The organism is Isoptericola sp. NPDC055881 (assembly GCF_053615895.1).
In genome coordinates, this window is record NZ_JBSHCR010000004.1 from 94,823 (window position 1) to 119,860 (window position 25,038).

24 protein-coding genes and 1 riboswitch are annotated in these 25,038 nt (G+C 72.5%); of the genes, 15 read left to right on the forward strand and 9 right to left on the reverse strand.

Going from position 1 to position 25,038, the window contains the following annotated elements; all coding sequences use genetic code 11:
• Window positions 1-86: 86 nt before the first annotated feature.
• Entirely contained in the window at window positions 87-1,331 is a 1,245-nt protein-coding gene (locus tag ACWGKI_RS02380) for an acyl-CoA dehydrogenase family protein (RefSeq protein ID WP_380241444.1), read from the forward strand.
• Between the two features lie 70 nt (window positions 1,332-1,401).
• Here the strand turns inward: ACWGKI_RS02380 and ACWGKI_RS02385 are convergent, their stop codons facing one another.
• From ACWGKI_RS02385 to ACWGKI_RS02400, 4 genes are all read right to left on the reverse strand, one after another.
• A complete protein-coding gene (locus ACWGKI_RS02385; RefSeq protein WP_452184385.1) occupies window positions 1,402-1,914 on the reverse strand; it encodes a histidine phosphatase family protein in 513 nt (170 codons plus the stop codon).
• Window positions 1,915-2,013: 99 nt separating this feature from the next.
• Window positions 2,014-2,727: a nicotinamide riboside transporter PnuC gene (gene pnuC, locus ACWGKI_RS02390; RefSeq protein ID WP_380241438.1), complete on the reverse strand. Its 714-nt coding sequence runs from the start codon at window positions 2,725-2,727 to the stop codon at window positions 2,014-2,016.
• Window positions 2,728-2,853: 126 nt separating this feature from the next.
• Window positions 2,854-2,983, reverse strand: a riboswitch (FMN riboswitch).
• Window positions 2,984-3,060: 77 nt separating this feature from the next.
• Entirely contained in the window at window positions 3,061-3,885 is an 825-nt protein-coding gene (locus ACWGKI_RS02395) for a TetR/AcrR family transcriptional regulator (RefSeq protein ID WP_380241436.1), read from the reverse strand.
• 69 nt (window positions 3,886-3,954) lie between these two features.
• A complete protein-coding gene (locus ACWGKI_RS02400) occupies window positions 3,955-4,188 on the reverse strand; it encodes a hypothetical protein (protein ID WP_380241434.1) in 234 nt (77 codons plus the stop codon).
• Between the two features lie 139 nt (window positions 4,189-4,327).
• On the opposite strand from ACWGKI_RS02400, the gene ACWGKI_RS02405 reads away from it, so the two are divergent.
• Both ACWGKI_RS02405 and ACWGKI_RS02410 read left to right on the forward strand, forming a co-directional pair.
• Entirely contained in the window at window positions 4,328-4,927 is a 600-nt protein-coding gene (locus tag ACWGKI_RS02405) for a mycothiol-dependent nitroreductase Rv2466c family protein (RefSeq protein WP_452184422.1), read from the forward strand.
• 48 nt (window positions 4,928-4,975) lie between these two features.
• The gene (locus tag ACWGKI_RS02410) at window positions 4,976-5,899 is read left to right on the forward strand and encodes an LLM class F420-dependent oxidoreductase (protein ID WP_452184388.1); all 924 of its coding nucleotides are present in this window, start codon (window positions 4,976-4,978) and stop codon (window positions 5,897-5,899) included.
• A 79-nt stretch (window positions 5,900-5,978) separates the two neighbouring features.
• Here the strand turns inward: ACWGKI_RS02410 and ACWGKI_RS02415 are convergent, their stop codons facing one another.
• Both ACWGKI_RS02415 and ACWGKI_RS02420 read right to left on the reverse strand, forming a co-directional pair.
• On the reverse strand, window positions 5,979-6,404 hold the full coding sequence (locus ACWGKI_RS02415) for a hypothetical protein (protein WP_380241430.1): 426 nt from the start codon (window positions 6,402-6,404) through the stop codon (window positions 5,979-5,981).
• Window positions 6,405-6,414: 10 nt separating this feature from the next.
• Entirely contained in the window at window positions 6,415-7,308 is an 894-nt protein-coding gene (locus tag ACWGKI_RS02420; protein ID WP_452184390.1) for a hypothetical protein, read from the reverse strand.
• Window positions 7,309-7,624: 316 nt separating this feature from the next.
• Between ACWGKI_RS02420 and ACWGKI_RS02425 the strand changes: the two genes are divergently transcribed.
• From ACWGKI_RS02425 to ACWGKI_RS02480, 12 genes are all read left to right on the forward strand, one after another.
• Entirely contained in the window at window positions 7,625-7,840 is a 216-nt protein-coding gene (locus ACWGKI_RS02425) for a helix-turn-helix domain-containing protein (RefSeq protein WP_380241426.1), read from the forward strand.
• Window positions 7,841-8,193: 353 nt separating this feature from the next.
• Window positions 8,194-9,966, forward strand: a complete 1,773-nt coding sequence (locus tag ACWGKI_RS02430; RefSeq protein WP_452184392.1) for a glycosyltransferase family 2 protein — start codon at window positions 8,194-8,196, stop codon at window positions 9,964-9,966.
• Entirely contained in the window at window positions 9,963-10,694 is a 732-nt protein-coding gene (locus ACWGKI_RS02435) for an HlyD family efflux transporter periplasmic adaptor subunit (protein ID WP_452184394.1), read from the forward strand. The genes ACWGKI_RS02430 and ACWGKI_RS02435 overlap by 4 nt, the downstream gene beginning before the upstream one ends.
• Window positions 10,691-12,844 (forward strand): glycosyl hydrolase, encoded by a 2,154-nt coding sequence (locus ACWGKI_RS02440; RefSeq protein ID WP_452184396.1) that lies wholly within the window; start codon window positions 10,691-10,693, stop codon window positions 12,842-12,844. Before ACWGKI_RS02435 ends, ACWGKI_RS02440 begins: the two co-directional genes overlap by 4 nt.
• Before the next feature lie 185 nt (window positions 12,845-13,029).
• On the forward strand, window positions 13,030-13,710 hold the full coding sequence (locus ACWGKI_RS02445) for a DUF624 domain-containing protein (RefSeq protein ID WP_452184398.1): 681 nt from the start codon (window positions 13,030-13,032) through the stop codon (window positions 13,708-13,710).
• A 32-nt stretch (window positions 13,711-13,742) separates the two neighbouring features.
• A complete protein-coding gene (locus ACWGKI_RS02450; RefSeq protein WP_452184400.1) occupies window positions 13,743-15,287 on the forward strand; it encodes an extracellular solute-binding protein in 1,545 nt (514 codons plus the stop codon).
• A gap of 77 nt (window positions 15,288-15,364) precedes the next feature.
• The gene (locus tag ACWGKI_RS02455; protein WP_380244989.1) at window positions 15,365-16,333 is read left to right on the forward strand and encodes an ABC transporter permease; all 969 of its coding nucleotides are present in this window, start codon (window positions 15,365-15,367) and stop codon (window positions 16,331-16,333) included.
• Window positions 16,333-17,217, forward strand: coding sequence for a carbohydrate ABC transporter permease (locus tag ACWGKI_RS02460; protein WP_452184403.1), 885 nt, complete (start codon window positions 16,333-16,335; stop codon window positions 17,215-17,217). Before ACWGKI_RS02455 ends, ACWGKI_RS02460 begins: the two co-directional genes overlap by 1 nt.
• 1 nt (window position 17,218) lies before the next feature.
• A complete protein-coding gene (locus ACWGKI_RS02465; protein ID WP_452184405.1) occupies window positions 17,219-17,923 on the forward strand; it encodes a rhamnogalacturonan acetylesterase in 705 nt (234 codons plus the stop codon).
• The gene (locus ACWGKI_RS02470; protein WP_452184407.1) at window positions 17,905-18,579 is read left to right on the forward strand and encodes a DUF1961 family protein; all 675 of its coding nucleotides are present in this window, start codon (window positions 17,905-17,907) and stop codon (window positions 18,577-18,579) included. Before ACWGKI_RS02465 ends, ACWGKI_RS02470 begins: the two co-directional genes overlap by 19 nt.
• Window positions 18,576-21,299 (forward strand): exo-rhamnogalacturonan lyase family protein, encoded by a 2,724-nt coding sequence (locus ACWGKI_RS02475; protein WP_452184409.1) that lies wholly within the window; start codon window positions 18,576-18,578, stop codon window positions 21,297-21,299. Before ACWGKI_RS02470 ends, ACWGKI_RS02475 begins: the two co-directional genes overlap by 4 nt.
• A gap of 260 nt (window positions 21,300-21,559) precedes the next feature.
• Complete coding sequence (locus tag ACWGKI_RS02480) at window positions 21,560-22,867, forward strand: uracil-xanthine permease family protein (RefSeq protein WP_452184411.1); 1,308 nt, start codon at window positions 21,560-21,562, stop codon at window positions 22,865-22,867.
• 22 nt (window positions 22,868-22,889) lie between these two features.
• On the opposite strand, the gene ACWGKI_RS02485 is transcribed toward ACWGKI_RS02480, so the two are convergent.
• The 3 genes from ACWGKI_RS02485 to ACWGKI_RS02495 form a co-directional block, all read right to left on the reverse strand.
• Window positions 22,890-23,528, reverse strand: a complete 639-nt coding sequence (locus tag ACWGKI_RS02485) for a LytR C-terminal domain-containing protein (protein WP_452184413.1) — start codon at window positions 23,526-23,528, stop codon at window positions 22,890-22,892.
• 50 nt (window positions 23,529-23,578) lie between these two features.
• The gene (locus ACWGKI_RS02490) at window positions 23,579-23,875 is read right to left on the reverse strand and encodes a type II toxin-antitoxin system VapB family antitoxin (protein ID WP_380241142.1); all 297 of its coding nucleotides are present in this window, start codon (window positions 23,873-23,875) and stop codon (window positions 23,579-23,581) included.
• Window positions 23,876-23,953: 78 nt separating this feature from the next.
• A complete protein-coding gene (locus tag ACWGKI_RS02495) occupies window positions 23,954-24,715 on the reverse strand; it encodes a class I SAM-dependent methyltransferase (RefSeq protein ID WP_452184416.1) in 762 nt (253 codons plus the stop codon).
• Window positions 24,716-25,038 lie beyond the last annotated feature (323 nt).

Consider the following 25,038-nt stretch of genomic DNA (forward strand, 5'->3'; position numbering starts at 1 on the left):
CGGCGCCAATCCACCAGCCTTGGCGGCGCCGGTCGTCCTTCTCCCGGGCCCGGAACGACGGACCCCCGCGCAGAGAGAGGTCGTCGATGACCCGCACCGCCCCCGTCATGCCCGGCGTGACCGCCCCCGACTACGACGTCTCGCAGCCGCTGGACCTCGACTACGTGGGCGCGTTCGCCGACGTCAAGCCCGAGGAGCGTGCCCACCAGCTCGCCGTCCGCGAGTTCGTCCAGGACGAGGTGCTGCCCGTCATCGACGGCTACTGGGAGCGCGCCGAGGTGCCGTTCGACCTCGTCAAGAAGCTCGCCGAGCGCGACTTCCTGCGCGACGGCGTCGACGTGCCCGGCCGGCCCTCCGTGTCGTTCATGGCCGAGGGCCTCGCCAGCATGGAGATGTCCCGCGGCGACGGCTCCGTCGCCACGATCTGCGGCGTCCAGGGCGGCCTCGCGCTCCGCTCGATCGTCATGCACGGCTCGCCCGAGCAGGTCGAGCGGTACGCGGGGCCGATGGCGCGCGGGGAGATCCTCGGCGCGTTCGCGCTCACGGAGCCCACCCACGGCTCCGACTCGGTCTCGCTGGAGACCACGGCCCGCAAGGAGACCCGCGACGGCGTCGAGGGCTACGTCCTGGACGGCGAGAAGAAGTGGATCGGCTTCGGCTCCTGCGGCGACATCACCGTCGTCTGGGCCCGGCTCGTCGGCGACGACGGCGACAACCAGGTGCACGGCTTCATCGTCCCGCAGGACGCCCCCGGGTACACCGCCACCACCATCGAGGGCAAGGTGTCGCTGCGCGCCATCTGGCAGGCGCACATCGTGCTCGACGACGTGTTCGTCCCCGCGGACGCCGCCCTCCCCGGCGCGACGTCGTTCAAGGCGACCGCAGCCGTCCTCTTCGCGACCCGCCTCGCCGTCGCCTGGTCCGCCGTCGGGCACGCCGTCGCCTGCTACGAGGCCGCGGCCGCCTACTCCACGCAGCGCATCCAGTTCGGCCGCCCCCTGGCCAAGAACCAGATGGTGCAGGAGCGGCTGACCCGCATGCTGTCGCTCGTGACGCAGATGCAGCTGCTGGTCGCGCAGATCACCCGTCTCGCGGACGCCGGCACCCTCACCGGCGAGCAGGCCTCCCTCGCCAAGTACACGACGACGCGGCAGGCGCGCGAGGTCGCCTCCATCGCGCGCGACATGCTCGGCGGCAACGGCATCCTGCTCGGCAACCGCGTCGCCCGGCACTTCGCCGACCTCGAGGCGCTGCACACCTACGAGGGCACCGAGTCGATGCAGGCGCTCATCGTCGGCCGCGACATCACCGGAGTCTCGGCCTTCGCCTGACCTGACCCGACCGGCACCACGACGGGGACCTGCGCAACCGCGCGGGTCCCCGTCGTCGTGCGCGGAGGAGTCAGGGTCCGAGGTCGACCGTGACGACGTCCGGGAGCGCGAGGGCGTCCCAGAACGCGGCAGCCGGAGCGCCCGCCGCCACCTGGCCCACCGACACGAGCCAGGCGGTCAGCACCATGCCGTGCGTCGCGACCACCAGGTCCTGCCCGCCCGCGCGGTCGCGGACGCCGTCGTCGAACCGCCGTGCCGCCTCGGCCGTGGTCTCCCAGCCGTCGTGACGCCCGTCGTGCGCGCCTTGGACCCAGGCCTGGCGCACCGTCCGGAAGCCTGGAGCGACCGGCTCGGCCGGGCGCCGCACCTCGGCGAACCGCGGGTCGACGGGGACGTCGGCGACGCCGAGGGCCAGGGCGAGGGTCTCGACCGCCTTGCGCTCGGGGCTCGCGACGACGCGGGCGTCCTGCGGGAGCCGGAGGCGGCGTGCCGCCTCGCGACCAGCGCACGTCAGCGGCCACGCCTCCGGAAGGGCGTCCGCGGTGACTTCCGGCTCGGCGTGCCGGAGCAGGGTGATCCGCACCCGCGCAGTATCGCGTCCGACGGCGTCAGAGCGGCAGTTCGGTCACAGCGCGGCAGTTCGAACTGCCGCCCGGAACACGAACTGCCGCTCCGATCATGGTCAGGGCGCGACGGCGGCCGCGGTGGCCTGGGCCTGCTCGCGACGGTGCACGCGCCACCAGACGAAGAACCCGGTCAGCGTGAACGCGCCGTAGAACACGTACATCAGCGCGGTCGCGTAGTACTGCGCCGACCAGAGCAGCGGCACGCCGACGACGTCGACCGCGACCCACACGAGCCAGAACTCCACCCACCCCTTCGCCATGCCGTACGTGGCGACCAGAGAGCCCATGAAGATCCAGGCGTCCGACCACACGGGCTCGTAGGAGCCGAGCGCGCGGAACAGCGGCGTGAGGAGCAGGGTGCCGCCCACCATGACGACGACGATCCCCACGCGTGCCCGCCAGGAGGCCCAGTGCGGGTGCACCGCCGAACCACCCTCGGCGGGAACCTTGCCGTCAGCGCGCACGTCGAGGTCAGCGCGCTGCGTGCGCCGCCACTGCACCCAGCCGTAGATCGACACGATCAGGAACATCACCTGGCGGCCCGCCTGGCCGAGCATGTCGGCGCGGCTGGAGTCGCCGAACCACGAGCCCATGAAGACGGTGAACAGCACGAGGTTGCCGACGATGCCGACGGGCCACGCCCACACCTTGCGGCGCATGCCGCCGAGCGCGGAGGCGAGGCCGAACAGGTTGCCGACGATCTCTCGCCACGACATCTGCTGGTCGCCGATGGTCAGCGTGGCGTTGAAGAACGCGTCGATCGCGTCCATCGTTCACTCTCCCGGTCCGAGCGTGCGGGCGTCCGGGGTGAGGGCTGACGCTCGCCGAGGACGGCTCACGGCCGTCGCCGACGACACGACGCCCGGCGGCACCCACCCGTGGCCGGGCGCGTGCCGCACGTGCTTCCTCCCATCCGGACTTTGACCGTCGGCCCTGGAATCTCACCAGGTCAGCCGGCCTCCCGAAGGAGGCCGGGTCGCGGGCTGTCACCGCCGGCTCGGAATTTCACCGACCCCGGAGCACGTACGTGCGTGTCTTCCACCGCCGGAGGTCCCGGCGGCGTCCTGCACAACGCAGGATGCCACAGGGTCATTCCGGCGTGTTCAGGAGAGCGCGTCGCGGACGGCGCGGGCCACGTCGTCGGGCCCCGCGCCGGGCTCCAGGACGGTGACGACGACGCGCCGCCCGTCGGATCCGGTCGCGGACGTGCGGGGCGCAGCGTCGGCGGCGTCGGCGGCGTCGGCCGTCTCGCCCGCACGCACCTCGCTCGCCGCGGCGAGCTGCTCGTCCGTGTGCGGGAAGGGGGCGATCGCCGCGCGCCGCAGGTCGGCGAAGGCCTCCTCCAGCTCGGGGCGCAGGTCGAGGTGGGGGTGGCGCAGCCAGCGCCGCAGGATCGCGTTGTGCACCGCGACGACGGACGCGGCGAACGCGATCGACATCGTCGTGGTGGAACGGTCCGGGGGCAGCGTGTCACGCAGGTAGGCGGTGAAGGCGCGCTCGTAGCGGTGGGTGGTGACGAGCTCGCGGTCGCGCAGCGCGGGCACCTGCTGCAGGAGCTGGTGGCGGGCGATCGACGTCTCGCGCTGGCCCACGTGGTGGTCGAAGACGAGCCGTGCCGCCCGGCACACCTCGAGGTACGGGTCGGTGGCCGGGTCCCACGCCCGCTCGGGCGCGCGGCCGGACTCCTCGCTCGCGCGGGCCTCGGGCCGCGTCTCGGCGAGCATCACCACGACCTCCTCGAGGAGCAGCTCGTGGTCGGCGAAGACCACGTCCTCCTTGGAGCGGAAGCGGCGGAAGAAGGTGGCACGGCTGACGCGTGCCGCGTCGGCGATCTCCTCGACGGTGGTCTGCTCGTAGCCCTGCCGGGAGAAGAGGTCGATCGCGGCGTCGACGGCCTGGGCGTGGGTGTGCGTCCGGACGGCGGTCATGTCACGGAGGTTACTCCGGCGGCGCGTCCCCACCCGCGGACGTCCGCTCGCCCCCCGGGCCCGTGTGCGTCAGCCGTGCTTGCGGCGGTCGTCCCGCCGGTCGCGTCGCGGCTCGTCGAACCGGGCGTCGGCAGGACGGCGGGAGCGCTGCAGGTACCGGATCTCGCGCACGGCGACGCCGACGGCGAGGAAGAACGGGATCCACGCCCACAGCCGCCCGCGCAGGACGATCGAGAGCATCGCGACCGCGACCACGCACGCGCCGAAGACCGTCCAGACGCTGGCCCACCGCACGTTGCGCACGGGGGGAGGCTACCGCTGCGCGTGCCCGGGCGGCGGTGTCGGGGCGGCGTGGGCGGGCGTGGGTAGGGTGGCGGGCGTGACTTCCGCGACCGCCACGGCCCCCGAGACCGCGCCCGAGACCACGTCCGCCCCGTCGACCGTGCCGGTCGTCGACGTCTACGTCGACCCGCTGTGCCCGTTCGCCTGGATCACGTCCCGCTGGGCGCTGGAGGTGGCCGAGCACCGCGACGTGCGCCTCACGTTCCGCCTGATGAGCCTGTACCTGCTCAACGAGGGCCGGGACCTCCCGGCGGACTACCGGGCCAAGATCGACGCGTCGCGCGGCATCGGCCGCGTCGCGGCCGCGGTCCAGACGGAGCACGGCCCTGAGGCGTTCAGCGCGTTCTACACGGCGGCCGGCACGCGCATCCACCCCGGCGGACGCACGGACTTCGACGCCGTCGCCCGGGAGGCGCTGGCGGAGGCCGGGCTGCCCGCCGCGCTCGCCGACGCCGCGACGTCCGAGGACTACGACGCCGACCTCGCCGTCTCGCACGAGGAGGGCATGAAGCCCGTGGGGGAGGAGGTCGGCACGCCGACCATCCACGTCGACGGCGTCGCGTTCTTCGGCCCCGTGCTGACGCGCGTGCCCCGCGGCGATGACGCGGTGCGGATCTTCGACGGAGCGGTCGCGCTCGCGTCGTTCCCCGACTTCTTCGAGCTCAAGCGCTCGCGCACCTCTTCGCCGACCTTCGACTGACCCGCGCGCCATCCCCGCCGTCCACCGCTCCACCCGAGAGGCGAACCCGTGACCCTCGACCTGCGTGTCTTCACCGAGCCCCAGCAGGGCGCGTCCTACGACGACCTGCTCGCCGTCGCCCAGGCGACCGAGACCCTCGGCTTCAGCGCCTTCTTCCGCTCCGACCACTACCTGACGATGGGCGGCGACGGCCTGCCCGGCCCGACCGACGCCTGGACGACGCTCGCCGGCCTGGCCCGCGACACGTCCACCGTGCGGCTGGGCACCCTCGTCACCTCCGCGACGTTCCGGCACCCGGGGGTGCTGGCGATCCAGGTCGCGCAGGTGGACCAGATGTCCGGCGGCCGCGTCGAGCTCGGCCTGGGCGCCGGCTGGTTCGCCCGCGAGCACGAGGCGTACGGCATCCCCTTCCCCGCGAAGCGGTTCGGCCTGCTGGAGGAGCAGCTGGAGATCCTCACCGGGCTGTGGGGCACGCCCGTGGGCGGCTCGTACTCCTTCGAGGGCGAGCACTACACGCTCACCGACTCCCCGGCGCTCCCCAAGCCGGCGCAGGCGAAGATCCCCGTCATCGTGGGCGGCGGCGGTCCCCGCCGGACGCCGGCGCTCGCGGCACGGTTCGGCGACGAGTACAACCAGGCGTTCCCCGAGCTCGACACCGTGGCGTCGCGCATCACGGTGATCGACGACGCCCTGGCGGAGGCGGGCCGGACCCCCGACTCGATCGTGCAGTCCGTGGCGCTCGTGCTGGCGGTGGGCCAGGACGAGGCAGAGTTCGCGCGTCGTGCCGCGGCGATCGGGCGCGAGCCGGCCGAGCTGCGCGAGCACGGCGTCGCCGGCACGGTCGCGGAAGCCGTCGACCGGCTCGGGACGCTGCGCGACCAGGGCGTCCAGCGGGTGTACCTGCAGATGCTGGACCTGCACGACCTCGACCACCTGGACCTGGTGGCCCGCGAGGTCGCGACACAGCTCTGACCCGAGCACCGACCACCGAGCCCCGGCCGGGCGTGCCCCGTCCCCTGCAACGGCGGGGGCGGGGCGCGCGCGTGTGTCGTCAGCGCGCGGCGGCGACCGCCTCCGCGAGGGTGCCGCCCTGTCCGGGCACGAGGTCGGCCCACACCTCCGCGATGCGGTCGCGTACGTCCTCCCCGAGCCCCTTCCCCTCGCAGTATGAGGTGATGGACAGGTAGGTGTGCTTCCACAGCGGTTGCGCTTCGGCGAGGTCGAACGGCGCGTTCGGATGGTTGGCGATCTGCCCCATGCGCGCGCTGCTCAAGGGCAAATTTCGCGCCTCGTCGAGCACCTCGCGCGGGACGGCGTAGTTCGCGAGCAGCGACATCACTACTTGTCCCTCCGGGTCGGGGTCGTGCAGGAGTTCGCGCATGACCGCGACAGGAAGGTCATCGGCGTCTGCGGCCGCGAACCGCTGTTCAATATCGGCGGAGCGCGCCCAGGCACGCAGGTCGTCCTCACGGGTCATGGCTTTGATCCTAGGAGGGCCAGCGACAGTTCTTCTTGCTGCACGGCTTGGTGTAGTTGGTCCACCCGCTGCCGGTGATCGTGCCGCTAGGCGTGAGGCCGGTGAAGGTCATCTTGAACTTGACCTTCTTCCCTCCCATGCTGCTGGAGGTGCGGACCCACTGGATCGCGTCGCCCGGGGTGCGCCACTCGTCGTAGTCGGTGCCGCGGAACTTCGAAACAGCGTAGGCCTGAGCCTTCACCGTGACGTATCGGCTCATCTTCCGGTTGCCCACCCGCCTGAAGTTCTCGTCCACCTTGGTGGTCCTCGTTGCCGGGTTGATCGTGAACCGGAAGTCGATCCGGTCCTGCATCGTGCAGAACAGGATGCCCCCGATCTTGCAGGTGTAGTACGCGAGGTAGTCCTTCATCAGCCACGCGTACCCGTTCGAGGTGGCGTGGTTCGTCTTCACGCCAGGCCCGATCGCCATGGTGGTAGCGGCGCCCGAGGTGTACGGGTCCGACTGGAACGACGGCGCGTCGGTGAACGTCGCGGCCACGGCCGTCGGCTGCTCCGCGGGCGCGAACTCGTCGACGGGTGCCGAACCGGGGCCGACGATCCGGTCGGCGACGTCCGAGTCGAGCGGGGTGTCGCTGGTCAGGGAGTCCGCGATGGCGTCGAGCTGGTCGGTACTGTCCACCGCGCTCAGGCCCGGGAACGCGAGGCCCTGGTCCGCCGCTTCGTCGAAGAAGGCGGCGGCTGCCCGCTTCCCCTCCTGCTTCACGATGCTGTCGACGACGTCCTCGATCGTGGTGTCGCCCGTGACCGCGAACCCGATGGTGTCAGGGTCCTCCGCGGGCGGGGTGCCGTCGATGACAGCGTCGTAGCCGGTGGTCGCGACGGTCGGCGCCGACGCAGGGGGCACGCCGGTCGGAGGCGTCTCTGTGATTGCCGGGGTGGCGGTGACCGTTGTCGCGCCGGCCAGGACGAGCGCGGTTCCGAGAGCGGTCAATGCGGTGACGCCCCGGGGCAGGTGATCTCTCATTCGATTCTCCCGTTCCCTCCGATCTGACGGGATGGCTGGTTGGCCTCCCATTCGGACGGTAGTCCGGCCATAGCGTCAATGCACGCCCGAGACAACAGCTCGGCCGTCGCCCTCCTGCCGGGCCGTGGCGCACCAGAGGATGCCCGGAGGCTGGCAAGGTGGCCCCGTGGATTTGCAACAGACGCAAGATGCGCTGGTGAAGACGCTCATCGCTGAGCGCGCGGCGTCCGGGCTGACGAACGCCCAGCTTGCCGCGGCGGTGGGCGTCTCCGAGGAGTCCATGACGCGCTACGTGCGCGGCCGCCGCGAGGTGCCGACCCCGGTCCTCATCAGGACCGTGGACGCCCTCGGGCTCACGATGGTCGAGTTCTGGCGCAGGGTCGAGGAGCGCGCCGCGGCGGCCAGCGACTGACCCAGCCTTGCCGGGCTGGCCGAGCGTGGCGCGATGCTGTGACCTGCGGCAACAGTCTGCCGAGGCCATGGTCTCAGCCGCTGGACGCGCCCGCCGACAACCCGTGACACGCCTCGGCGCCGTGACTATATTGACGATCGGACGACGAGGTGGCCCGCTCTCGAGCGGGGCACCTCGTGCCGTCTCAGGGGGCAGCACCGTCACGACGTCATGACGACGCATCCGACGACGAGGTCGATCACACCGGGCGGTCCCGGGCGCGCGGCCCCACGCCGTCGCGCACCAGGACGCGGGCGCCCGGTCGACCGAACGGCCCGGCACGGGCCGTCGCTGCTGCGCCCGGAGGACACGTCATGTCCGTCTCCGAGTTCGACCGTCTCGTCGTCACCCCCCGCCGGACCCAGCACGTCCGGTCCCGACCACGGCCCACCGGGCCCACCGAGGAACGGCGTCCGACCGCCCCGCCGCGCGACGAGAACGCCGCCGCACGGTCCCCGTCGCTCGGCCTGATCATGATGCTCGCGACGCTCGGCGTCGTCGCCTACGCGGTGTTCCTGCTCAACCCGGCCAACCGTGGCGACGCGCTGCCGTACGTCATGGTCATCACCGCGGAGACGGTCCTCGTGGCCCAGGCCCTCCTCGCGATGTGGACCGTCCTGTCGAGCGGCTACGACCCGCGCGGCTTCGCGTTCCACCACGCCCAGGACCGCCTGTTCGACCTGCCCGAGATCGTCCGGGACGAGGCGGAGGACGACCCGAGCCGCTGGAGGCTGTACCTGCACGACCGGCCGGTCACGGTGGACGTCTTCATCACGACCTACGGCGAGAGCCTCGACACGATCGCGCGCACGGTGCGCGCCGCGGTCGCGATGCGGGGCGCGCACCGCACCTGGGTGCTCGACGACGGCAGGTCCGACGCTGTGCGCGACCTGACCGCCACGCTCGGCGCGCGCTACGTGCGGCGGCTGTCGAGCCACGGCGCGAAGGCCGGGAACGTCAACCACGCACTCACGATCGCCAAGGGCGAGTACTTCGTCATCCTCGACGCGGACTTCGTGCCGCGGCCGGACCTGCTCGTCGAGACCGTGCCGTTCTTCGCCGAGGACGACGTCGCGTTCGTGCAGACGCCGCAGACGTACGGCAACCTCGACAACCTCGTCTCCCGCGGGGCGGGATACATGCAGGCGGTGTTCTACCGGTTCGTCCAGCCCGGCCGGAACCGGTTCAACGCGGCGTTCTGCGTCGGCACCAACGTGATCTTCCGGCGGGCGGCGATCGACGACGTCGGCGGGATGTACACGGACTCGAAGTCCGAGGACGTGTGGACGTCCTTGCTCCTGCACGAGCGCGGCTGGCGGACGGTCTACATCCCGACCGCGCTCGCGGTGGGTGACACCCCGGAGACCGTCGAGGCGTACACGAAGCAGCAGCTGCGGTGGGCCACGGGCGGGTTCGAGATCATGCTGCAGCACAACCCGCTCAGCCCCCGGCGGCGGCTCACCCTGGACCAGCGCCTGCAGTACACGGTGACCGCGACCCACTACCTGACCGGCATCGCGCCGCTCGTGCTGCTCCTCGTGCCGCCGCTGCAGATCTACCTGGACCTCACGCCGATGGACCTGACGATCTCGTGGGGCACGTGGCTGCTGTACTACGCCGGCTTCTACGCCATGCAGATCGCGATCGCGTTCTTCACGCTCGGCTCGTTCCGCTGGGAGGTGCTGATGCTCGCGTCGGTGTCCTTCCCGATCTACACCAAGGCCCTGTGGAACGCGCTGACGGGCAAGGAGCAGGCCTGGCACGTCACGGGCCGGGCCGGGCGGGCCGAGTCGCCGTTCAACTTCATGGTGCCGCAGGTGCTGTTCTTCGCCTTCCTCCTCATCACCTCGGCGGTAGGGGTGTGGAAGGAGTGGGGCGACCCGTGGCCGAGCCTCGCGCTCGCGTGGAACGTCACCAACACGCTCATCCTCGGCGCGTTCGTCGTCACGGCGGGCCGCGAGGCTCGTCAGGCGCGCCGCGGGGCGGTGGCCGCCCGGCACGCCGCGGCGCCCCCCGAGACGACCCCCGGGACGACGACGTCCGGCCTCGTGCCCGCGCTCGTCCCAGCCACCGGAGGTGCCGCATGACCTGGACCAACCGCCTGCGTCTCGTCGGGGGCCTGCTCGGGGTGGTGCTGCTGTGCGCGGCGCTCACGCTGGTGCTGAACCGGCGGGAGGGCCAGGCCACGTCGTCGACCGCGACGATCGCCGCCGAGACCCTCGACGTCGGCACGGACTACGCGGGGACCATCACCCGGTCCTTCGTGGAGCCCGGGGACGAGGTGCACGCCGGCGACCCGCTGCTGGTGCTGCGCAGCCTCACCCTCCAGCACGACCTGGCCGTCGGACTCGTCGGCAAGGAGGCCTCCGCCTACGAGGTCACCGACGACGGCAGGATGACCGTCGTCGCACCCGCCGACGGGACCGTCACGGACGTCGCCGTCGGGCTCGGCGGCTTCGCCCAGGCGGGGGAGGTCCTGGCCTCGGTGGAGCGTCGCGGCTCGCTTTTCGTCGACGCCCGGCTGGTGCTCGACCCCGCCGACTTCGCCCGCGTCCGGGACGGCGCGCCCGTCACGGTCGTGCTGCCCGACCAGGCCGAGCTCGAGGGGACGGTGTCCGCGGTCGCGGTCCGCAACACCCGGAACCAGGCGGAGGCGACGGTCGAGGTGCGCAGCGACGGTCTGGTCCGGGGCGCGGAGAACGGCCTCGTCATGTCCGGCACGCCCGTCACCGCCGTCATCGAGCTGCACGACGAGGGTGCGCTCGCGGGCGTCGACGCGGCGTTCGACGAGTTCCTGCGCAAGGTGGGGCTGTGACGGCCCGCGGCACGCCGGCGGCTGCCGGCACCGCGGGGGTGGCGGCCGCCGCGCTGCTGCTCGGCGGCTGCGGCCTGCTCGGCGGAGCGGCGCCCGCGGCACCGCCGGCCACGGGCGGCGCGAGCGGTGCGGCGCCACCGTCCGTGCCGGAGGCGCCGCGCCACCTCGTCGCTCCCGACGTCGATGTGTCGACGCTCCCGCAGGAGCAGGTCGCGGCGACGCCGGTCATGCGGCTCGCGGACGGGCTCGCGCCCCCCACGAACCGCTGGTTCTCCAGCCTCGCCCTGGGTGACGCGCCCCAGCCGGTATTCCCCGTGCCGCTCGCGGTCGCGCTGACCGCCGGCGGGTTCGCCTACGGGCTGCCGGAGGTCGAGGTGACCGCGACGTCGATCGTCGGCCCGTACACGCCGCAGGTAGGCGTGCAGGTCGGGGCCGCCTCGTCCGTGGTGTCGGCGTACGACGTCGCCTCGGTGACGGTCGAGCTGCGCGACGACGCGGGCGCCGCCCTCGGGCACCTGCGGATCGTCGAGGGCTCACCGGTGGTGCGCTACACCGCGGCGGCCGACCAGGACGTCGCGATGACGGCCGCCTTCGAGGTGCACGACGGCCTCGCCGCCACCGAGGTGCAGGGTCGTGAGCACGTCCTCGTCGGCCCCGGCGGGACCGGCGACCCGGGCGCAGGGCTCTCCGGCGACGGCCGCGTCCTCACCCTCGCCCGCGGCGAGTCGGCGGCCTGGTTCCCCGTGCCCGACGACGCGTCGGCGGCGGACGTCGAGACCCTCGCCGCCGTGGCCGCGGACCCCGTCAGCGGCACTTCTCTCGCGTTCGGCACCGGCGCCGGTACCGACGATGAGGGCGGGAGCGACGCCGTGACCACCGCGATCACGTACGCCACGGCCGACGGCGGGCCGACGCCCGTCGTGCGCATGCCGCACCAGGAGCACTCCTCGGGGGCGGACTGCGGTCTCGGCACCTACGCGACCGTGCACGGGACGGTCGACGTGTGCACCGCGTCGACGCTCGCGTGGACCAGCCCCGCGGTCAGCCCGGCGGGGGAGCTCGACCTGTCCGGCCTGACCGGCGCCGAGCGGTCCGAGCTGGCCGACCAGGTGCGCGCCGACGCGGCCGCACGGGCCGCCGGGCGCCTGCCGGACCCCGCGGACACGTACTACGGGGGCAAGGCGTTGGCGCGGGACGCGAACCTGCTCTCCCTGGCCGACAGGCTCGGGCTCGACGCCGTCGCGGCGGACCTGCGCGCCGACCTGGCGGAGCGGCTGCGCACGTGGGCCCAGCCGTCGGGGTGCGCCGACAGGGGGGAGCGCTGCTTCGTCTTCGATCCCGTGCTGCGCACCGTCGTGGGAAGGACGCCGGCCTTCGGGTCCGAGGAGGCCAACGACCACCACTTCCACTACGGCTACTTCCTGTACGCGGCCGGAGTGGCCGCCGCGGACGACCCGGGCCTCGCGGCCGACCTCGCGCCCGTCATGGACCTGCTCGCCGCGGACGTCGCGGCGGGCGGGCCGGTGGACGGGATGCCCGCGCTGCGGGTGTTCGACGCGTACGCCGGGCACTCGTGGGCGTCGGGCTACGCGCCGTTCGCGGACGGGAACAACCAGGAGTCGGCGTCGGAGGCGGTGTCCGCGTGGAACGGCCTCGCCCTGTGGGCCCGGGCGGCCGGGGACGACGAGCTGGCGGCGCAGGCCACGTGGCTGCTCTCCGCCGAGGCGGCCTCGGCGCGTGCCTACTGGACCGACTTCGACCGCACGGACCCGGCCGTGGCGGGCTTCGGGCACGGCGTGACGTCCCTGGTGTGGGGCGGGAAACGGGACTGGGCCACGTGGTTCAGCGCCGAGCCCAGCGCGATGCTCGGCATCCTGGTGCTGCCCGCGCAGCCCGTGGCGGCGGGCTATCTCGCCGGCTCCCCGGACAGGATCCGGTCGAACCTGGACGAGGCGCTCGCCGGGCCGCGCGCGGAGGCCGCGTCGTGGGACGTGCTGTTCGGCGACCAGCTGCTGATGTACGCCGCGCTCGCGGGCCCCGAGGATGCCGCCGCCGCGCTCGCCGTGGCCCGTGACCTGCCCGACGACCGCATCGACGACGGCAGCACCCGCGCCTCCCTGCTGGCCTTCCTCATGGCGGCCGCGTCCTGACCGGCGGCCGGCGCACCCGCACGGCGCGCCGGCCGCCCCCGTCCTCCTCGGACTGTTGACGAGGGCGACGCCGACCCCTACGGTGAATCCATTCAACCGGGAAAGGCCTTACCGCAAATCGTCGACGATCTGCGGAGGACCACGGGCGGCGTCGCCCGTGCATCGATGGAGATGGGGTGGGACCGATGGCGGTCGTGGATTCGGCACAGGCCGACGGCAGTCATGGTGCACCCGGCGCGGCGCGCGTCGAGCGCTGGTTCGGCTTGGTCGACACGGTGGCGTTCCTCGGCCTGCTCAACCTCCTCGTGCTGGGCGGGACCCTCGCCGGGGGCGTGGTGCTCGGCCTGGGCCCGGCGCTCGCGGCGGGGGCCGCGTGCAGCCGCACCCGCCTGCGGGGCGACGCCCAGCGCACGGTGCGCGCCTTCGCCCGGACCTGGACGGCCGGCTTCGGCCGCGCCAACGTCCTCGCCGCACCGGCGCTGGTGACGGTCGTCCTCACAGCCACCAGCCTCGTCGCGCTCGACGGCGCACCCACCGCGCTGCGCGTCGCGCTCGCCGTGGCGGGCGGCCTCGCCGTCGTGCACCTGCTCCTCGCCGTGACGATGGACGCCCACTACGACCTGCGCCGGCGCGACGTGCCCCGGCTGGCGTGGACGTTCCTGCTGCGCTTCCCCGGCGCGCCCCTCCTGCTCGCGGCGACGACGGCGCTGGCCGGCGTCGTCACCGCGTTCGTGCCCGGACTCCTGCCCGTCGTGTCGATCGGCGCGTGGGTGTACCTGAGCACGGCCCTCTGCCTGTCCTTCTACGCCGCCAACGACCGCAACCTCGAGCAGCACCCGGCGGCCCCCGACCCCCTCGACGAGTGAACGACGACGTGCACTCCGACGAAAGGACGACCATGAACTCACGACGACTGGCACCTCTCGCCCTCCTGGCGGCGGGGAGCCTCGCGCTCGCCGCCTGCAGCGGCGGCTCGGGCGACGGCGGCGGCGGTGGTGGCGGCGAGGCCCTGGACTCGCTGTCGATCATGGCGCCGTATCTGTCGGCGACACCGCCGGAGGCCGACGACCCCGTGGGCAAGAAGCTGTCGGAGGTCGCGGGCCTGGACCTCGACATGCAGTGGGTGCCGAACGCCGAGTACGGCGACCGCACCAACGTGGTGCTCGCCGGTGACGACATCCCCGACGTCATGGTGATCCAGCAGAAGAGCCAGGGCTTCGTGCAGACGGCGGAGGCCGGCGGCTTCTGGGACCTCACGGACTTCCTCGCCTCCGGCGACTACCCGAACCTCGTGACCGAGAACGAGGACGTGCAGCAGGCGTCGAGCGTGAACGGCAAGGTCTACGGCGTCTACCGGGCGCGCGACGTCGTGCGCACGTCGATCAGCATCCGCAAGGACTGGCTGAAGAACCTCGGGCTGGACGAGCCCACGAACACGGACGAGCTGATGGCGGTCGCCAAGGCGTTCACCGAGGACGACCCCGACGGCAACGGCAAGGACGACACCTACGGGATGATCATCCCGGCCTGGGGCGCGAGCATCGGCACGGGCAGCCCCTACGACGCGATCGAGACGTGGTTCGGCGCGGGCAACGTGTGGAAGGACGACGGCGGCCAGCTCGTCCCGTCCTTCAGCACCCCGGAGTGGAAGCAGGCGCTCGACTACGAGAAGACGCTCGTCCAGTCCGGCTACGTCAACAAGGACTACGCCACGATGGACGGCACCACCGGGTGGAACGAGCCGTTCCTCAACGGCAAGGGCGGCATCATCATCGACGTCCAGTCCCGCGCCGCCCAGCTGGCCGACCTGTTCAAGGACCAGGACCCGAAGACGTACGACCAGAAGGTCGCGCTCGTGGGCAACATCGCCGGCCCGAACGGCGACTTCGCGCTCCCGACGCCGGGCTACAGCGGCTTCCTCGCGATCCCCAAGGCGTCCGTGCAGACGGAGGACCAGCTCGCGCAGGTCCTCCAGGCGCTCGACGCGCTCGCCGGCAAGGACGCGCAGATCCTCGAGAACAACGGGATCGAGGGCGACAACTTCACGGTCGAGGACGGCTACGCCGTGTTCGACAAGTCGAAGCAGGACTACACCGACGTCGTGTCGGGCTCGTGGGCCCAGATCGGCACGAACGTCGCGGGCTTCGAGGCGTACAAGCCGAAGCCGGAGACGAAGTACGACGAGGAGCTCGCACAGGAGCGGCTCGACCTGCAGGAGAAGGACCTGCAGAAGGCGGTCTTCAACCCGGCAGGTGCGCTCGTCTCGAAGACCTACTCGACGAACGGCGTGCAGCTCGACCAGATCATCGCCGACGCCCGGATCCAGTACATCAGCGGCCAGATCGACGACGCCGGGCTGGACGCGGCGATCGCGCAGTGGAAGTCCAGCGGCGGCGACCAGGTGACCGCCGAGATGAACGAGCTCTACGGCCAGCTCGGCTGATCCCTTCCGGCGCGGGGCCGGACCGGCCCGCACGGGCCCCGGCCCGGCCCCGCGCCCCGTCCGAGATGGAGGCTGCGATGACGACCGTCGTCGACGTCGAACGGGTCGGCGTGCCGGCCCCGCCCGCCCCGGCCCCGCGCCCGCACCGCCGGTGGGCGCGCGTGGTCCGGTTCCGGTGGCTGCTGGTGATGCTGCTGCCGGGGGTGCTGTACTTCGCGCTGTTCCGCATCTGGCCGATGTGGGGCGCGCAGATCGCGTTCAAGAACTACGTGCCGTTCCTGGGCGTCCAGGGGTCCGAGTGGGTGGGCTGGCAGCACTTCGAGGAGTTCTTCACCAACCCCGACTTCCCCCGGCTGCTGGGCAACACGCTGATCCTCGCGGCGCTGAGCCTGTTCGTCGCGTTCCCGCTGACGATCGTGCTCGCGCTGCTGCTCAACGAGGTCCGGCTGTCGGTGCTCAAGCGCACGGTGCAGACGTTGGTCTACATCCCGCACTTCCTGTCCTGGACGGTCGTGGTGTCCCTGACCGCGCTGCTGTTCGCGATCGGCACGGGCCCGCTGTCGAGCTTCTTGGACGGGCTGTCCGGGCACGAGACGAACTACCTCGCCGACCCGGCCTGGTTTCGGCCGTTGATCTTGCTGCAGATCATCTGGAAGTCGACCGGGTGGGGCACGATCATCTTCCTCGCCGCGCTGGCGGGGGTGGACCAGGAGCAGTACGAGGCCGCGGTGATCGACGGCGCGGGCCGCTGGCAGCGCACCTGGCACATCACGCTGCCCGCGATCCGCCCCACGATCATCGTCATGCTCATCCTGCAGACCGGGGAGATCCTCAACACCGGGTTCGAGCAGATCTACCTGATGTCCAACGCGCTGAACCGCACCGTCGCGGACGTGTTCGACACCTACGTCTACTTCACCGGCATCCAGCAGGGCGCGTACTCCTACTCCACCGCGGTGGGGCTGTCGAAGGCGATCGTCGGTCTGGTGCTGATCTTCGGCACCAACTGGCTCGCCAAGCGCTTCAACCAGCAGGGGATCTTCTGATGGCCTCGACCCAGCACCAGCGGTTCAACACCCGCGCGGGGCGCGCGTTCGACGCCGTGAACGTCGTGCTGCTGATCGCGGTGGGGCTGCTCGCCCTGCTGCCGTTCCTGTACGTGCTCGCGGGGTCGTTCGCCACGGAGTACGAGCTCACCACGCGGCCGTTCTTCCTGTGGCCGCACGAGTTCACGACCGACTCCTACGCGTCGATCCTGTCCTCGTCGGCGTTCGTGCGCGCCTTCGTCACCACGGTCGTGGTGACCCTGGTCGGCACGCTGGTCCAGCTCGCCCTGACGGCCCTGATGGCGTACCCGCTGTCGAAGGTCGAGCTGCCCGGGCGGCGCACCATCATGACCGTCGTCGTGTTCACGATGGTGTTCTCCGCTGGCATGATCCCCACGTTCCTGGTGGTCAAGCAGCTCGGCCTGCTGAACTCCTACTGGGCGCTCGTCCTGCCGATGGCGATCAACCCGTTCAGCCTCATCATCATCAAGAACTTCTTCCAGCAGCTGCCGCACGAGCTGGAGGAGTCCGCGAAGATCGACGGCGCGCACGAGCTGCAGATCCTGCGCCACGTCGTCGTGCCGCTGTCCAAGCCGGTGCTCGCGACGTTCGCGCTGTTCTACGCGGTCGGCATCTGGAACGACTACATGTCCCCGCTGCTCTACCTCAGCGACCAGCACATGTGGACCCTGCAGATGTTCCTGCGCCAGGTCACCGCGTCCGCGTCGATGTCCGCGCAGGACATGGGCACCGACCTGCCGCCCCCCGCGCAGGGCATCAAGTTCGCCGTGGTCATCGTGGCCACGATCCCCGTGCTCCTGGCCTACCCGTTCCTCCAGAAGCACTTCGCCAAGGGCATGCTCATCGGCAGCGTGAAGGGCTGACATGACGATCCACCTCGCGGGCGACTCGACCGTCGCCCCCACCGACGAGGGCCGCACGTCCGGCCACGCCGCGGTGCCCCTGCTGGGCTGGGGCGACGAGCTCGCCGCCTGCACCGACGACGTCGTGCGCAACCACGCCATCGGCGGCGCCACGACCGCGTCGTTCCGGGCGGAGGGCCGCTGGGACGCCCTGCTCGCCGAGCTGCGGCCCGGGGACACGGTCGTGATCCAGTTCGGCCACAACGACCAGAAGGAGCCCGCCACGCTCGCCGCCGACGGCGGGTACACGGAGCGGCTGGCGGCGTTCGTGGACGAGGTGCGCGCGCACGGCGCACGCCCCGTCCTCGCCACGAGCGTCGAGCGGCGCCTGTTCGACGACGACGGCGCGCTGCGCTGGTCGCACGGGCCCTACCCGGCGGCGGTGCGTGCCCTCGGGCGCGCGCGGGACGTGCCGGTGCTCGAGCTGACCTCCTTCACGCGTTGGCTCTACGGCTGGCTCGGGCCGGAGGCGTCGGCGGCGCTGTTCCCGCACGGCGCCGCCGTCGCCGCCGGGCTGGCCGTGGACGACGCCCTCGCCAAGGACAACACGCACTTCACGACGGCGGGCGCGCGCGCCGTCGCGCGGTACGTCGCGGAGGCGCTGCAGGTCCTCGACGGCGCGCACGACCAGGAGGAGGCGCTCGGCGCGTGGGTGGTGCAGCCGTGACCGTCTACCGCAACGCGCTCGCCGCGCCGTCGGACCTGGCGGGCTGGGTGGCCGAGGGCCCGGTGGGCGTGGACCACACGGAGGACGGCGTGGTGCTGCGCAGCACCGCGGACGAGGCCGCGCTCGTGGCCGACGGCCGCGGCGACCAAGCGCACTTCACCCTCTGGTGCCCCGAGGTCTTCGCCGCCGACGTCGAGGTCGCGTGGGACTTCCGGCCGCTGGCCGGCGACGGCCTGGCGATGCTGTTCTTCGCGGCGACCGGGACCGGCGGGCGCGACCTCTTCGACCCCGCGCTGGCCGAGCGGACCGGCTACTACCCGCAGTACCACTCGGGCGACGTCGCGACGCTCCACGTGTCCTACCTGCGCCGCAAGTGGGCCACCGAGAAGCGGTTCCGCACCTGCAACCTGCGCAAGAGCCCGGGATTCCACCTGGTCGCGCAGGGCGCCGACCCGCTGCCCGGCCCGGACGACGCGGACGGCCACTACCGCGTGCGCGTCACCAAGCGCGGCGCCGACGTCGCCTTCGCGATCGACGACCTCACCCTCTTCACCTTCCACGACGACGCGCCGCTCGGCGCCGGCCGGATCGGCTTCCGGCAGATGTCCCCGCTCGTGGCCCACTACCGCAACCTCGAGGTGACCCCCCTGTCATGACCACCGCTCTCAGCTCGGAAGCTCCCGCCGCCCAGCGTCCGCGCGCCGCCGCCGACGTCCCCCTGCGCTGGCTGGAGGACGCCGCGCCGGACCTCACCGTCGGGGGCGTCACCTGCGGCGTCCCGTTCCGTCCGGGAGCGGTGCGCGACGCCGGCTCGCTCGTCGTCGTCGACGCCGACGGCCGCGTCGTCCCCGCGCAGACCTGGCCGCTCGCGACGTGGCCCGACGGCAGCGTGAAGTGGTCCGGCGTCGCCCTCGGCGCCGGGCAGGCGCCGAGCACGTCGTACCGGGTGACGTCGGCGGACGGCGAGGCGGATGGCGAGGCGCACGGCGAGGCGGCGGACGGCCCGGTCGTCACGGTCGACGAGCGCGACGACGAGGTGGTCGTGGACACGGGCGCGTGCGTCGTCGTGGTCGCCCGCTCGGGGCCGGACGTCGTGCGGTCGGTGCGGGCGGGCACGGGGACCGGCGCCGTCGAGGTGGCGCGCGCCGGCCGGCTCGTGTCCAGCCGCCAGGACCACCCGGAGCCCGACCACCGCGCCCGCCGGGACGCGGTCGGCGTCGTGCGGGAGGTCGTCGTCGAGCAGGCGGGCCCGCTGCGTGCCGTGGTGCGGGTGACGGGCCTGCACCGCGACGTCGAGCGCGCCCACGACGACGCCGCCGCGGGCTGGCTCCCGTTCACGCTCCGTCTGGTGCTCGCCGCCGGGGCGCCGACGTTCCGGCTGGTGCACTCGTTCGTCTGGGACGGCGACCCGGAGCAGGACTTCCTCGCCGCGCTGGGGGTGCGGTTCGACGTGCCGCTGCGTGCCGCCCCGTACGACCGGCACGTGCGCCTCGCGGGCGCCGACGGCGGCCTGGTGCGCGAGGCCGTGCAGGGTGTCACGGGGCTGCGTCGTGACCCGGGCGCGGACGTGCGCGCCGCCCAGGTGGCGGGCCGCCCTACACCCCCGCTCGCCGAGTGGGACGCGCGCGTCACCGACCGGCTGCGCTGGGTGCCGGCCTGGGACGCGTGGTCGCTGAGCCAGCTGTCCGCGCACGGCTTCACCGTGCAGAAGAGGACCGCGGCCGACCGGCCGTGGATCGACGTCGCGCAGGGCACGCGCTCCGAGGGGCTCGGCTACCTGGGCGACACGGCCGGCGGCCTCGCGGTCGGGCTCACCGGGTTCTGGCAGTCGCACCCGACGGGGATCGACGTCGCGGGTGCGGCCTCCGACGTCGGCACCCTCACGACCTGGCTCTGGTCGCCCGACGCCGCGCCGATGGACCTGCGCTTCTACCACGACGGCCTCGGCCAGGACTCGTTCGACGACCAGCTCGACGCGCTCGAGATCACGTACGAGGACTACGAGCCGGGGTTCGGGTCCGCGCACGGCATCGGCCGCACGCACGAGCTCACCGTCACCGCCTTCGCCGCCACGCCCGACGCCGACGTGCTGGCCCGCCTCGCCGCGGCCACCGCCGTCCGGCCCCAGCTCGTGCCGACGCCCGAGGCGCTGCACGCCGCCGGCGTCCTCGGCGACTGGGACCTCGTGGACCGCGGCACCCCGGAGCGTGCCGACCTCGAGGACCGCCTGGCCACCCTGCTCGACTTCTACGTCGGCCAGGTGGACCAGCGCTCCTGGTACGGCTTCTGGCACTTCGGCGACGTCATGCACGCCTACGACCCCGACCGGCACGTGTGGCGCTACGACGTGGGCGGCTACGCCTGGGACAACTCGGAGCTGTCCCCGGACCTGTGGCTGTGGACGTCGTTCCTGCGCACCGGCCGGGCGGACGTCTTCCGGCTCGCGGAGCGCATGACCCGGCACACGGGCGACGTGGACGTCTACCACGCCGGCCCGTGGGAGGGGCTGGGCAGCCGGCACAACGTGCAGCACTGGGGCTGCAGCGCCAAGCAGCTGCGGATCTCGACGCCGGCGTACCGGCGGCCGCACTACTTCCTCACGGGCGACGAGCACACGCGCGACCTCATGGTCGCGCAGCGGGACTCGGACCGGACGTTCCTGGGTCTCGACCCGACGCGCAAGGTGCGTCCCGACGCCGCCACCTACCGCCCGCGCCGCGACGCCCTCGCCGTCGGGCTCGGCACCGACTGGAGCGCGCTGGCCGCCACGTGGCTCGCGGACTGGGAGATCACGGGTGACGAGCGGTCGCGCGACCGCCTTGTCGGCACGATGACCGACATCGGCGCGCTGCCGCACGGCTTCTTCACCGGCGAGGCGCTGTACGACCTGGACACGGGCCGCTTCGCCACCGACCGTGACCGCGTCACGGTCTCGCACCTGTCCGCCGTCTTCGGCCTGGTCGAGATCTGCTCCGAGCTGGTGTCGCTGGTCGACGCCGGCCTGGTCGACGCGCCCGGCTTCAAGGCCGCCTGGCTGCAGTACTGCCGCCTCTACCTCGCGACGCCCGCGGAGCAGCAGGCGGAGCTGGGCACCGTCCTCACGGGCACGAACCTCGAGCAGGCGCACTCCCGGCTCGCCGCCTACGCCGCGCACCGGCTGGGCGACGACGGGCTGGCGGACGTCGCGTGGCGTGCCTACTTCCGCGGGGGCGAGTTCATGGGGGAGGAGGCCTTCCGTCCCGTGCCGGTCCTGCCGCCGGAGACGCTCGTGCCGATCGACGAGGCCCGCACCCTGTCCACCAACGACGCCGCACAGTGCAGCCTCGCCACCCTGCAGAACCTCGCCCTGATCGGGCACCGCCTCCCGCCGAGGTAGGCCGGGGCTCCGCGAGGTAGTTCCCGCCGCGCCGAGGTAGTGCGAACCGTGCCGAGGTAGCTCCCACCGCGCCGAGGTAGTTCATGACCGTGCGTCATGAACTACCTCGGCGCGGTTCGCACTACCTCGGCAGCTCCCGGGTGGTGGTGCGGCCCGGCGCGGCAAGTACGCTGTGCGGCGGCAATCTTCACCGGACGTTCACGGGCGAGCATCCACGGTGAGCACGGCGGCCCATTTCTGGGCCCGACGGACGGAGCACCATGAGCCTCGGCTGGACCAAGCACGGCGACGGCAAGCACGTCGGACCCGGCGACGTCGTCGCCCCCGAGCAGCGGCTGAGCTGGCCGCGCACCATCGGCATCGGGATGCAGCACGTGGTGGCCATGTTCGGCTCCACGTTCATCGTGCCGGTGCTCACCGGCTTCTCGCCCGCGACGACGCTCTTCTTCTCGGCGATCGGCACGGCGCTGTTCCTGCTGGTCACGCGGAACCGGCTCCCCAGCTACCTGGGCTCCAGCTTCGCGTTCATCGCGCCGATCACCGCGGCGACGGCGTCGCACGGCGAGTCCGTCGCCGTCGGCGGCATCCTGGTCACCGGCCTCGTGCTGGCCGCGATCGGCGTCCTGGTGCACTTCGCCGGCGCCCGCTGGATCGACGTCGTCATGCCGCCGGTGGTCACCGGCACGATCGTCGCGCTCATCGGGCTGAACCTTGCGCCTGCGGCGTGGAACAACTTCAAGGTGGCGCCGGTCACCGCCGTGATCACCCTCGCGGCGATCATCCTCGTGACGGTGCTGTTCCGCGGCATCCTCGGCCGCCTGTCGATCCTCGTGGGCGTGATCATCGGCTACGTCGTGGCGACGATCCGCGGCGAGGTGGACTTCACGACCGTCCGCGAGGCGGGATGGTTCGGCTTCCCGCACTTCGTCACGCCGTCGTTCGACCCGGCGGTGCTGGGGCTGTTCGTGCCGGTCGTGCTGGTGCTGATCGCGGAGAACGTCGGCCACGTGAAGTCGGTGGCGGCGATGACCGGCCGCAACCTCGACGACCTCACCGGCCGGGCGCTGTTCAGCGACGGTCTGGCGACGACGCTCGCGGGCGTCGGCGGCGGCTCCGGCACCACGACGTACGCGGAGAACATCGGCGTCATGGCGGCGACCCGCGTGTACTCGACCGCGGCGTACTGGGTGGCTGCGGTGACCGCGCTCCTGCTGTCGATGTCGCCCAAGTTCGGTGCGCTCATCGCGACCATCCCGGCGGGTGTGCTGGGCGGCGCGACGACGATGCTCTACGGCATGATCGGCATCCTCGGCGCGCGCATCTGGGTGCAGGGCAAGGTCGACTTCGGCAACCCGGTGAACCTCACCACCGCGGCGGTGCCGCTGATCGTCGGCATCGCGAACTTCACGTGGGTGGTCGGCGACCTGTCCTTCGAGGGCATCGCGCTGGGCACGGCGTCGGCGCTGGTCATCTTCCACGGCATGCGCGCCGTGGCCCGCTGGCGCGGGACCAGCCAGGAGCCGGCCTCGCCCGCCTCGGCTCCCGCGGCGGCGTCGCCGGTCGACTGACGAGGGCGCGCTCGCCGCGGGGTCAGCCCTGCTTCTTGATGGTCTCCTGCTTGATGGGCGTGATCTCGGCGGCGGGCACGCAGCCCTCGACGTCCTGCATCGGGGTGTCGGCCGTGAGGAGCACGCGGTCCTCGCTCAGCGGGGGGCTGTACTGCTCGCCGACGAGAAGGTCGATGGTCTGGCCCTTGCGGTCGTCCAGCACGAGGCGGACGTCGGGGTACTGGGCGGCGAGCGTGTAGGCCCGCGTGATGCCCTTCGTGCCGAACCGCACCTCGGACTGGTCCAGCTTGGCGAGCCAGTTGCCGCTCGTGACGACGTCGAAGCCGCGCTCGGTCAGCGCGTCGGCGTTCGCCCCCGCGAGCGGCTCGCTGCCGTCGGCGGCGTTGTAGACCCGCACCTTGACCTTCGAGTACGGCACGGGGAGCGCGCCGTCGGGCTGGCCCTTGACCTGGGGGAGGCAGGGCTCTGGCTGCGGGGCCTCGGCGACGGGCGTGTAGATGGGGCGCGAGAACGGGGAGCTGAAGGCGCCCGAGTACATCGCGGCGGCCGCCAGCGCGGCGACCAGCAGGAACACGATGATGAGCCCGAAGACGACGGCCTGACGCTCGTGCTCGCGCCTGCGGCGCGTCTCGCGGGCCGGGTCGGGGGCGGGTGATGTCACGCGAAGAAACTACCTGAGTTCGAGGGATTGTTCGTGGGAGCGCGGCGGGCTCAGCGAAGCACGAGCACGCGAGCGTGCAGCACCGGGCGCTGCTGCAGGGCGGCGCGCACGGCGCGGTGCAGGCCGTCCTCGAGGTAGAGGACGTTCTGATACTCGACGACGTGCGCGAAGAGGTCGCCGAAGAACGTCGAGTCCTCCGCCAGCAGGTGGTCGAGGTCGAGCGTGCGCTTGGTGGTGACGAGCTCGTCGAGGCGCACCTGGCGCGGGGGCACGTCCACCCAGTCCTTCGCGGTGACGTGTCCGTGGTCGGGGTAGGGACGGCCGTCCCCCACGGCCTTGAAGATCATGGCTGCCATCGTAGGGGCGGGCTCGTGACCAGGCGGGCGGTTGCCTCGCGATACGGACACGATGTCGTCACGATCCCGTCACGGTGCCCGTCGCAGCTCCAGCAGGTGGCGGGACGAGTGGGCCACGAACGGCCCGTCCGTCGTGATCCGGTCGTGCAGCGCGCGCAGCTCGGTCCGGTAGGCGTCGGAGGTGAACCCGGGCACCATCCACACGACCTTGCGCAGGAACCACACGACCGCGCCCACGTCGTGGAACTCGATCCGCAGGCGCTCCGCTCGCAGGTCGACCAGCTCGAGCCCCGCCGCGCGGGCGCCGGCCACCTCGTCCTGCGGGTCGCGGCCGCGCCGTACGTCGTCGGGCAGCTGGCCGAGGAAGTGCTCGACCAGCTCGAAGACGCTCGCCGGGCCCACGTGCTGTGCGAGATAGGTGCCGCCGGGTCGCAGCACGCGGGCGATCTCCGCCCAGCGCGGCACCACCGGGTGCCGGCTCGTGACGAGGTCGAACGCCGCGTCGGCGAACGGCAGCGGCGCGTCGTCGTCGTGCGCGACGACGGCCACGCCGCGCGGGTGCAGCCGCGCGGTCGCGGCCGCGACGTTCGGCGGCCAGCCCTCGGAGGCGACCAGCAGGCGGGGGAGCGTGGGCGCGGCGGCGAGCACCTCGCCGCCGCCGGTCTGCAGGTCGAGCGCCGCGTCGACGGTGCCGAGCCGTGCGTGCAGCAGCCGCGAGAAGCCCCAGCTCGGGCGCTCCTCCGTGGCGCGGCCCGCCAGCCAGGAGAAGTCCCAGCCCGCCATCGGCGCGGCGTCGGCCTCGGCGACGAGCTCGTCGAAGGTGCGGTCCATGGCGCCCATGCTCCGGCGGCAGCCGGGCGGCCGCCAAGGGAATTCTGGCGCGTGCGAGGCCGCACCCGTGCACATGAGGGAGTTGATCGACGAGCGCAAGGCCCGCCGCATCGCCCGATGGCGATCTTGTGCGCCCGTTGATCGATGGCAATTCGTCGACACGTGCACACCGACGCTGTGGGAGGCGGTCGCCGCTTCGCCACGACGTGTTGCGGGCCGGCGGCTAGGTGTACCCGGTCACGACGTTGGTTACAGCCGGCTGGTCGGTGGGAGGCCGCCGAGGGCTTGGTGGCGGCGTCGGGTGTTGTAGAACTCGATCCAGG

What these genes read in the sequence shown, in the direction of transcription:
- ACWGKI_RS02380 (WP_380241444.1), top strand. Translation starts at nt 87, where the DNA reads ATGACCCGCACCGCCCCCGTCATGCCCGGCGTGACCGCCCCCGACTAC.
- pnuC (WP_380241438.1), bottom strand. Translation starts at nt 2,727, where the DNA reads ATGGACGCGATCGACGCGTTCTTCAACGCCACGCTGACCATCGGCGAC.
- ACWGKI_RS02395 (WP_380241436.1), bottom strand. Translation starts at nt 3,885, where the DNA reads ATGACCGCCGTCCGGACGCACACCCACGCCCAGGCCGTCGACGCCGCG.
- ACWGKI_RS02415 (WP_380241430.1), bottom strand. Translation starts at nt 6,404, where the DNA reads ATGACCCGTGAGGACGACCTGCGTGCCTGGGCGCGCTCCGCCGATATT.
- ACWGKI_RS02430 (WP_452184392.1), top strand. Translation starts at nt 8,194, where the DNA reads ATGTCCGTCTCCGAGTTCGACCGTCTCGTCGTCACCCCCCGCCGGACC.
- ACWGKI_RS02435 (WP_452184394.1), top strand. Translation starts at nt 9,963, where the DNA reads ATGACCTGGACCAACCGCCTGCGTCTCGTCGGGGGCCTGCTCGGGGTG.
- ACWGKI_RS02445 (WP_452184398.1), top strand. Translation starts at nt 13,030, where the DNA reads ATGGCGGTCGTGGATTCGGCACAGGCCGACGGCAGTCATGGTGCACCC.
- ACWGKI_RS02450 (WP_452184400.1), top strand. Translation starts at nt 13,743, where the DNA reads ATGAACTCACGACGACTGGCACCTCTCGCCCTCCTGGCGGCGGGGAGC.
- ACWGKI_RS02455 (WP_380244989.1), top strand. Translation starts at nt 15,365, where the DNA reads ATGACGACCGTCGTCGACGTCGAACGGGTCGGCGTGCCGGCCCCGCCC.
- ACWGKI_RS02460 (WP_452184403.1), top strand. Translation starts at nt 16,333, where the DNA reads ATGGCCTCGACCCAGCACCAGCGGTTCAACACCCGCGCGGGGCGCGCG.
- ACWGKI_RS02465 (WP_452184405.1), top strand. Translation starts at nt 17,219, where the DNA reads ATGACGATCCACCTCGCGGGCGACTCGACCGTCGCCCCCACCGACGAG.
- ACWGKI_RS02475 (WP_452184409.1), top strand. Translation starts at nt 18,576, where the DNA reads ATGACCACCGCTCTCAGCTCGGAAGCTCCCGCCGCCCAGCGTCCGCGC.
- ACWGKI_RS02480 (WP_452184411.1), top strand. Translation starts at nt 21,560, where the DNA reads ATGAGCCTCGGCTGGACCAAGCACGGCGACGGCAAGCACGTCGGACCC.
- ACWGKI_RS02490 (WP_380241142.1), bottom strand. Translation starts at nt 23,875, where the DNA reads ATGATCTTCAAGGCCGTGGGGGACGGCCGTCCCTACCCCGACCACGGA.
- ACWGKI_RS02495 (WP_452184416.1), bottom strand. Translation starts at nt 24,715, where the DNA reads ATGGACCGCACCTTCGACGAGCTCGTCGCCGAGGCCGACGCCGCGCCG.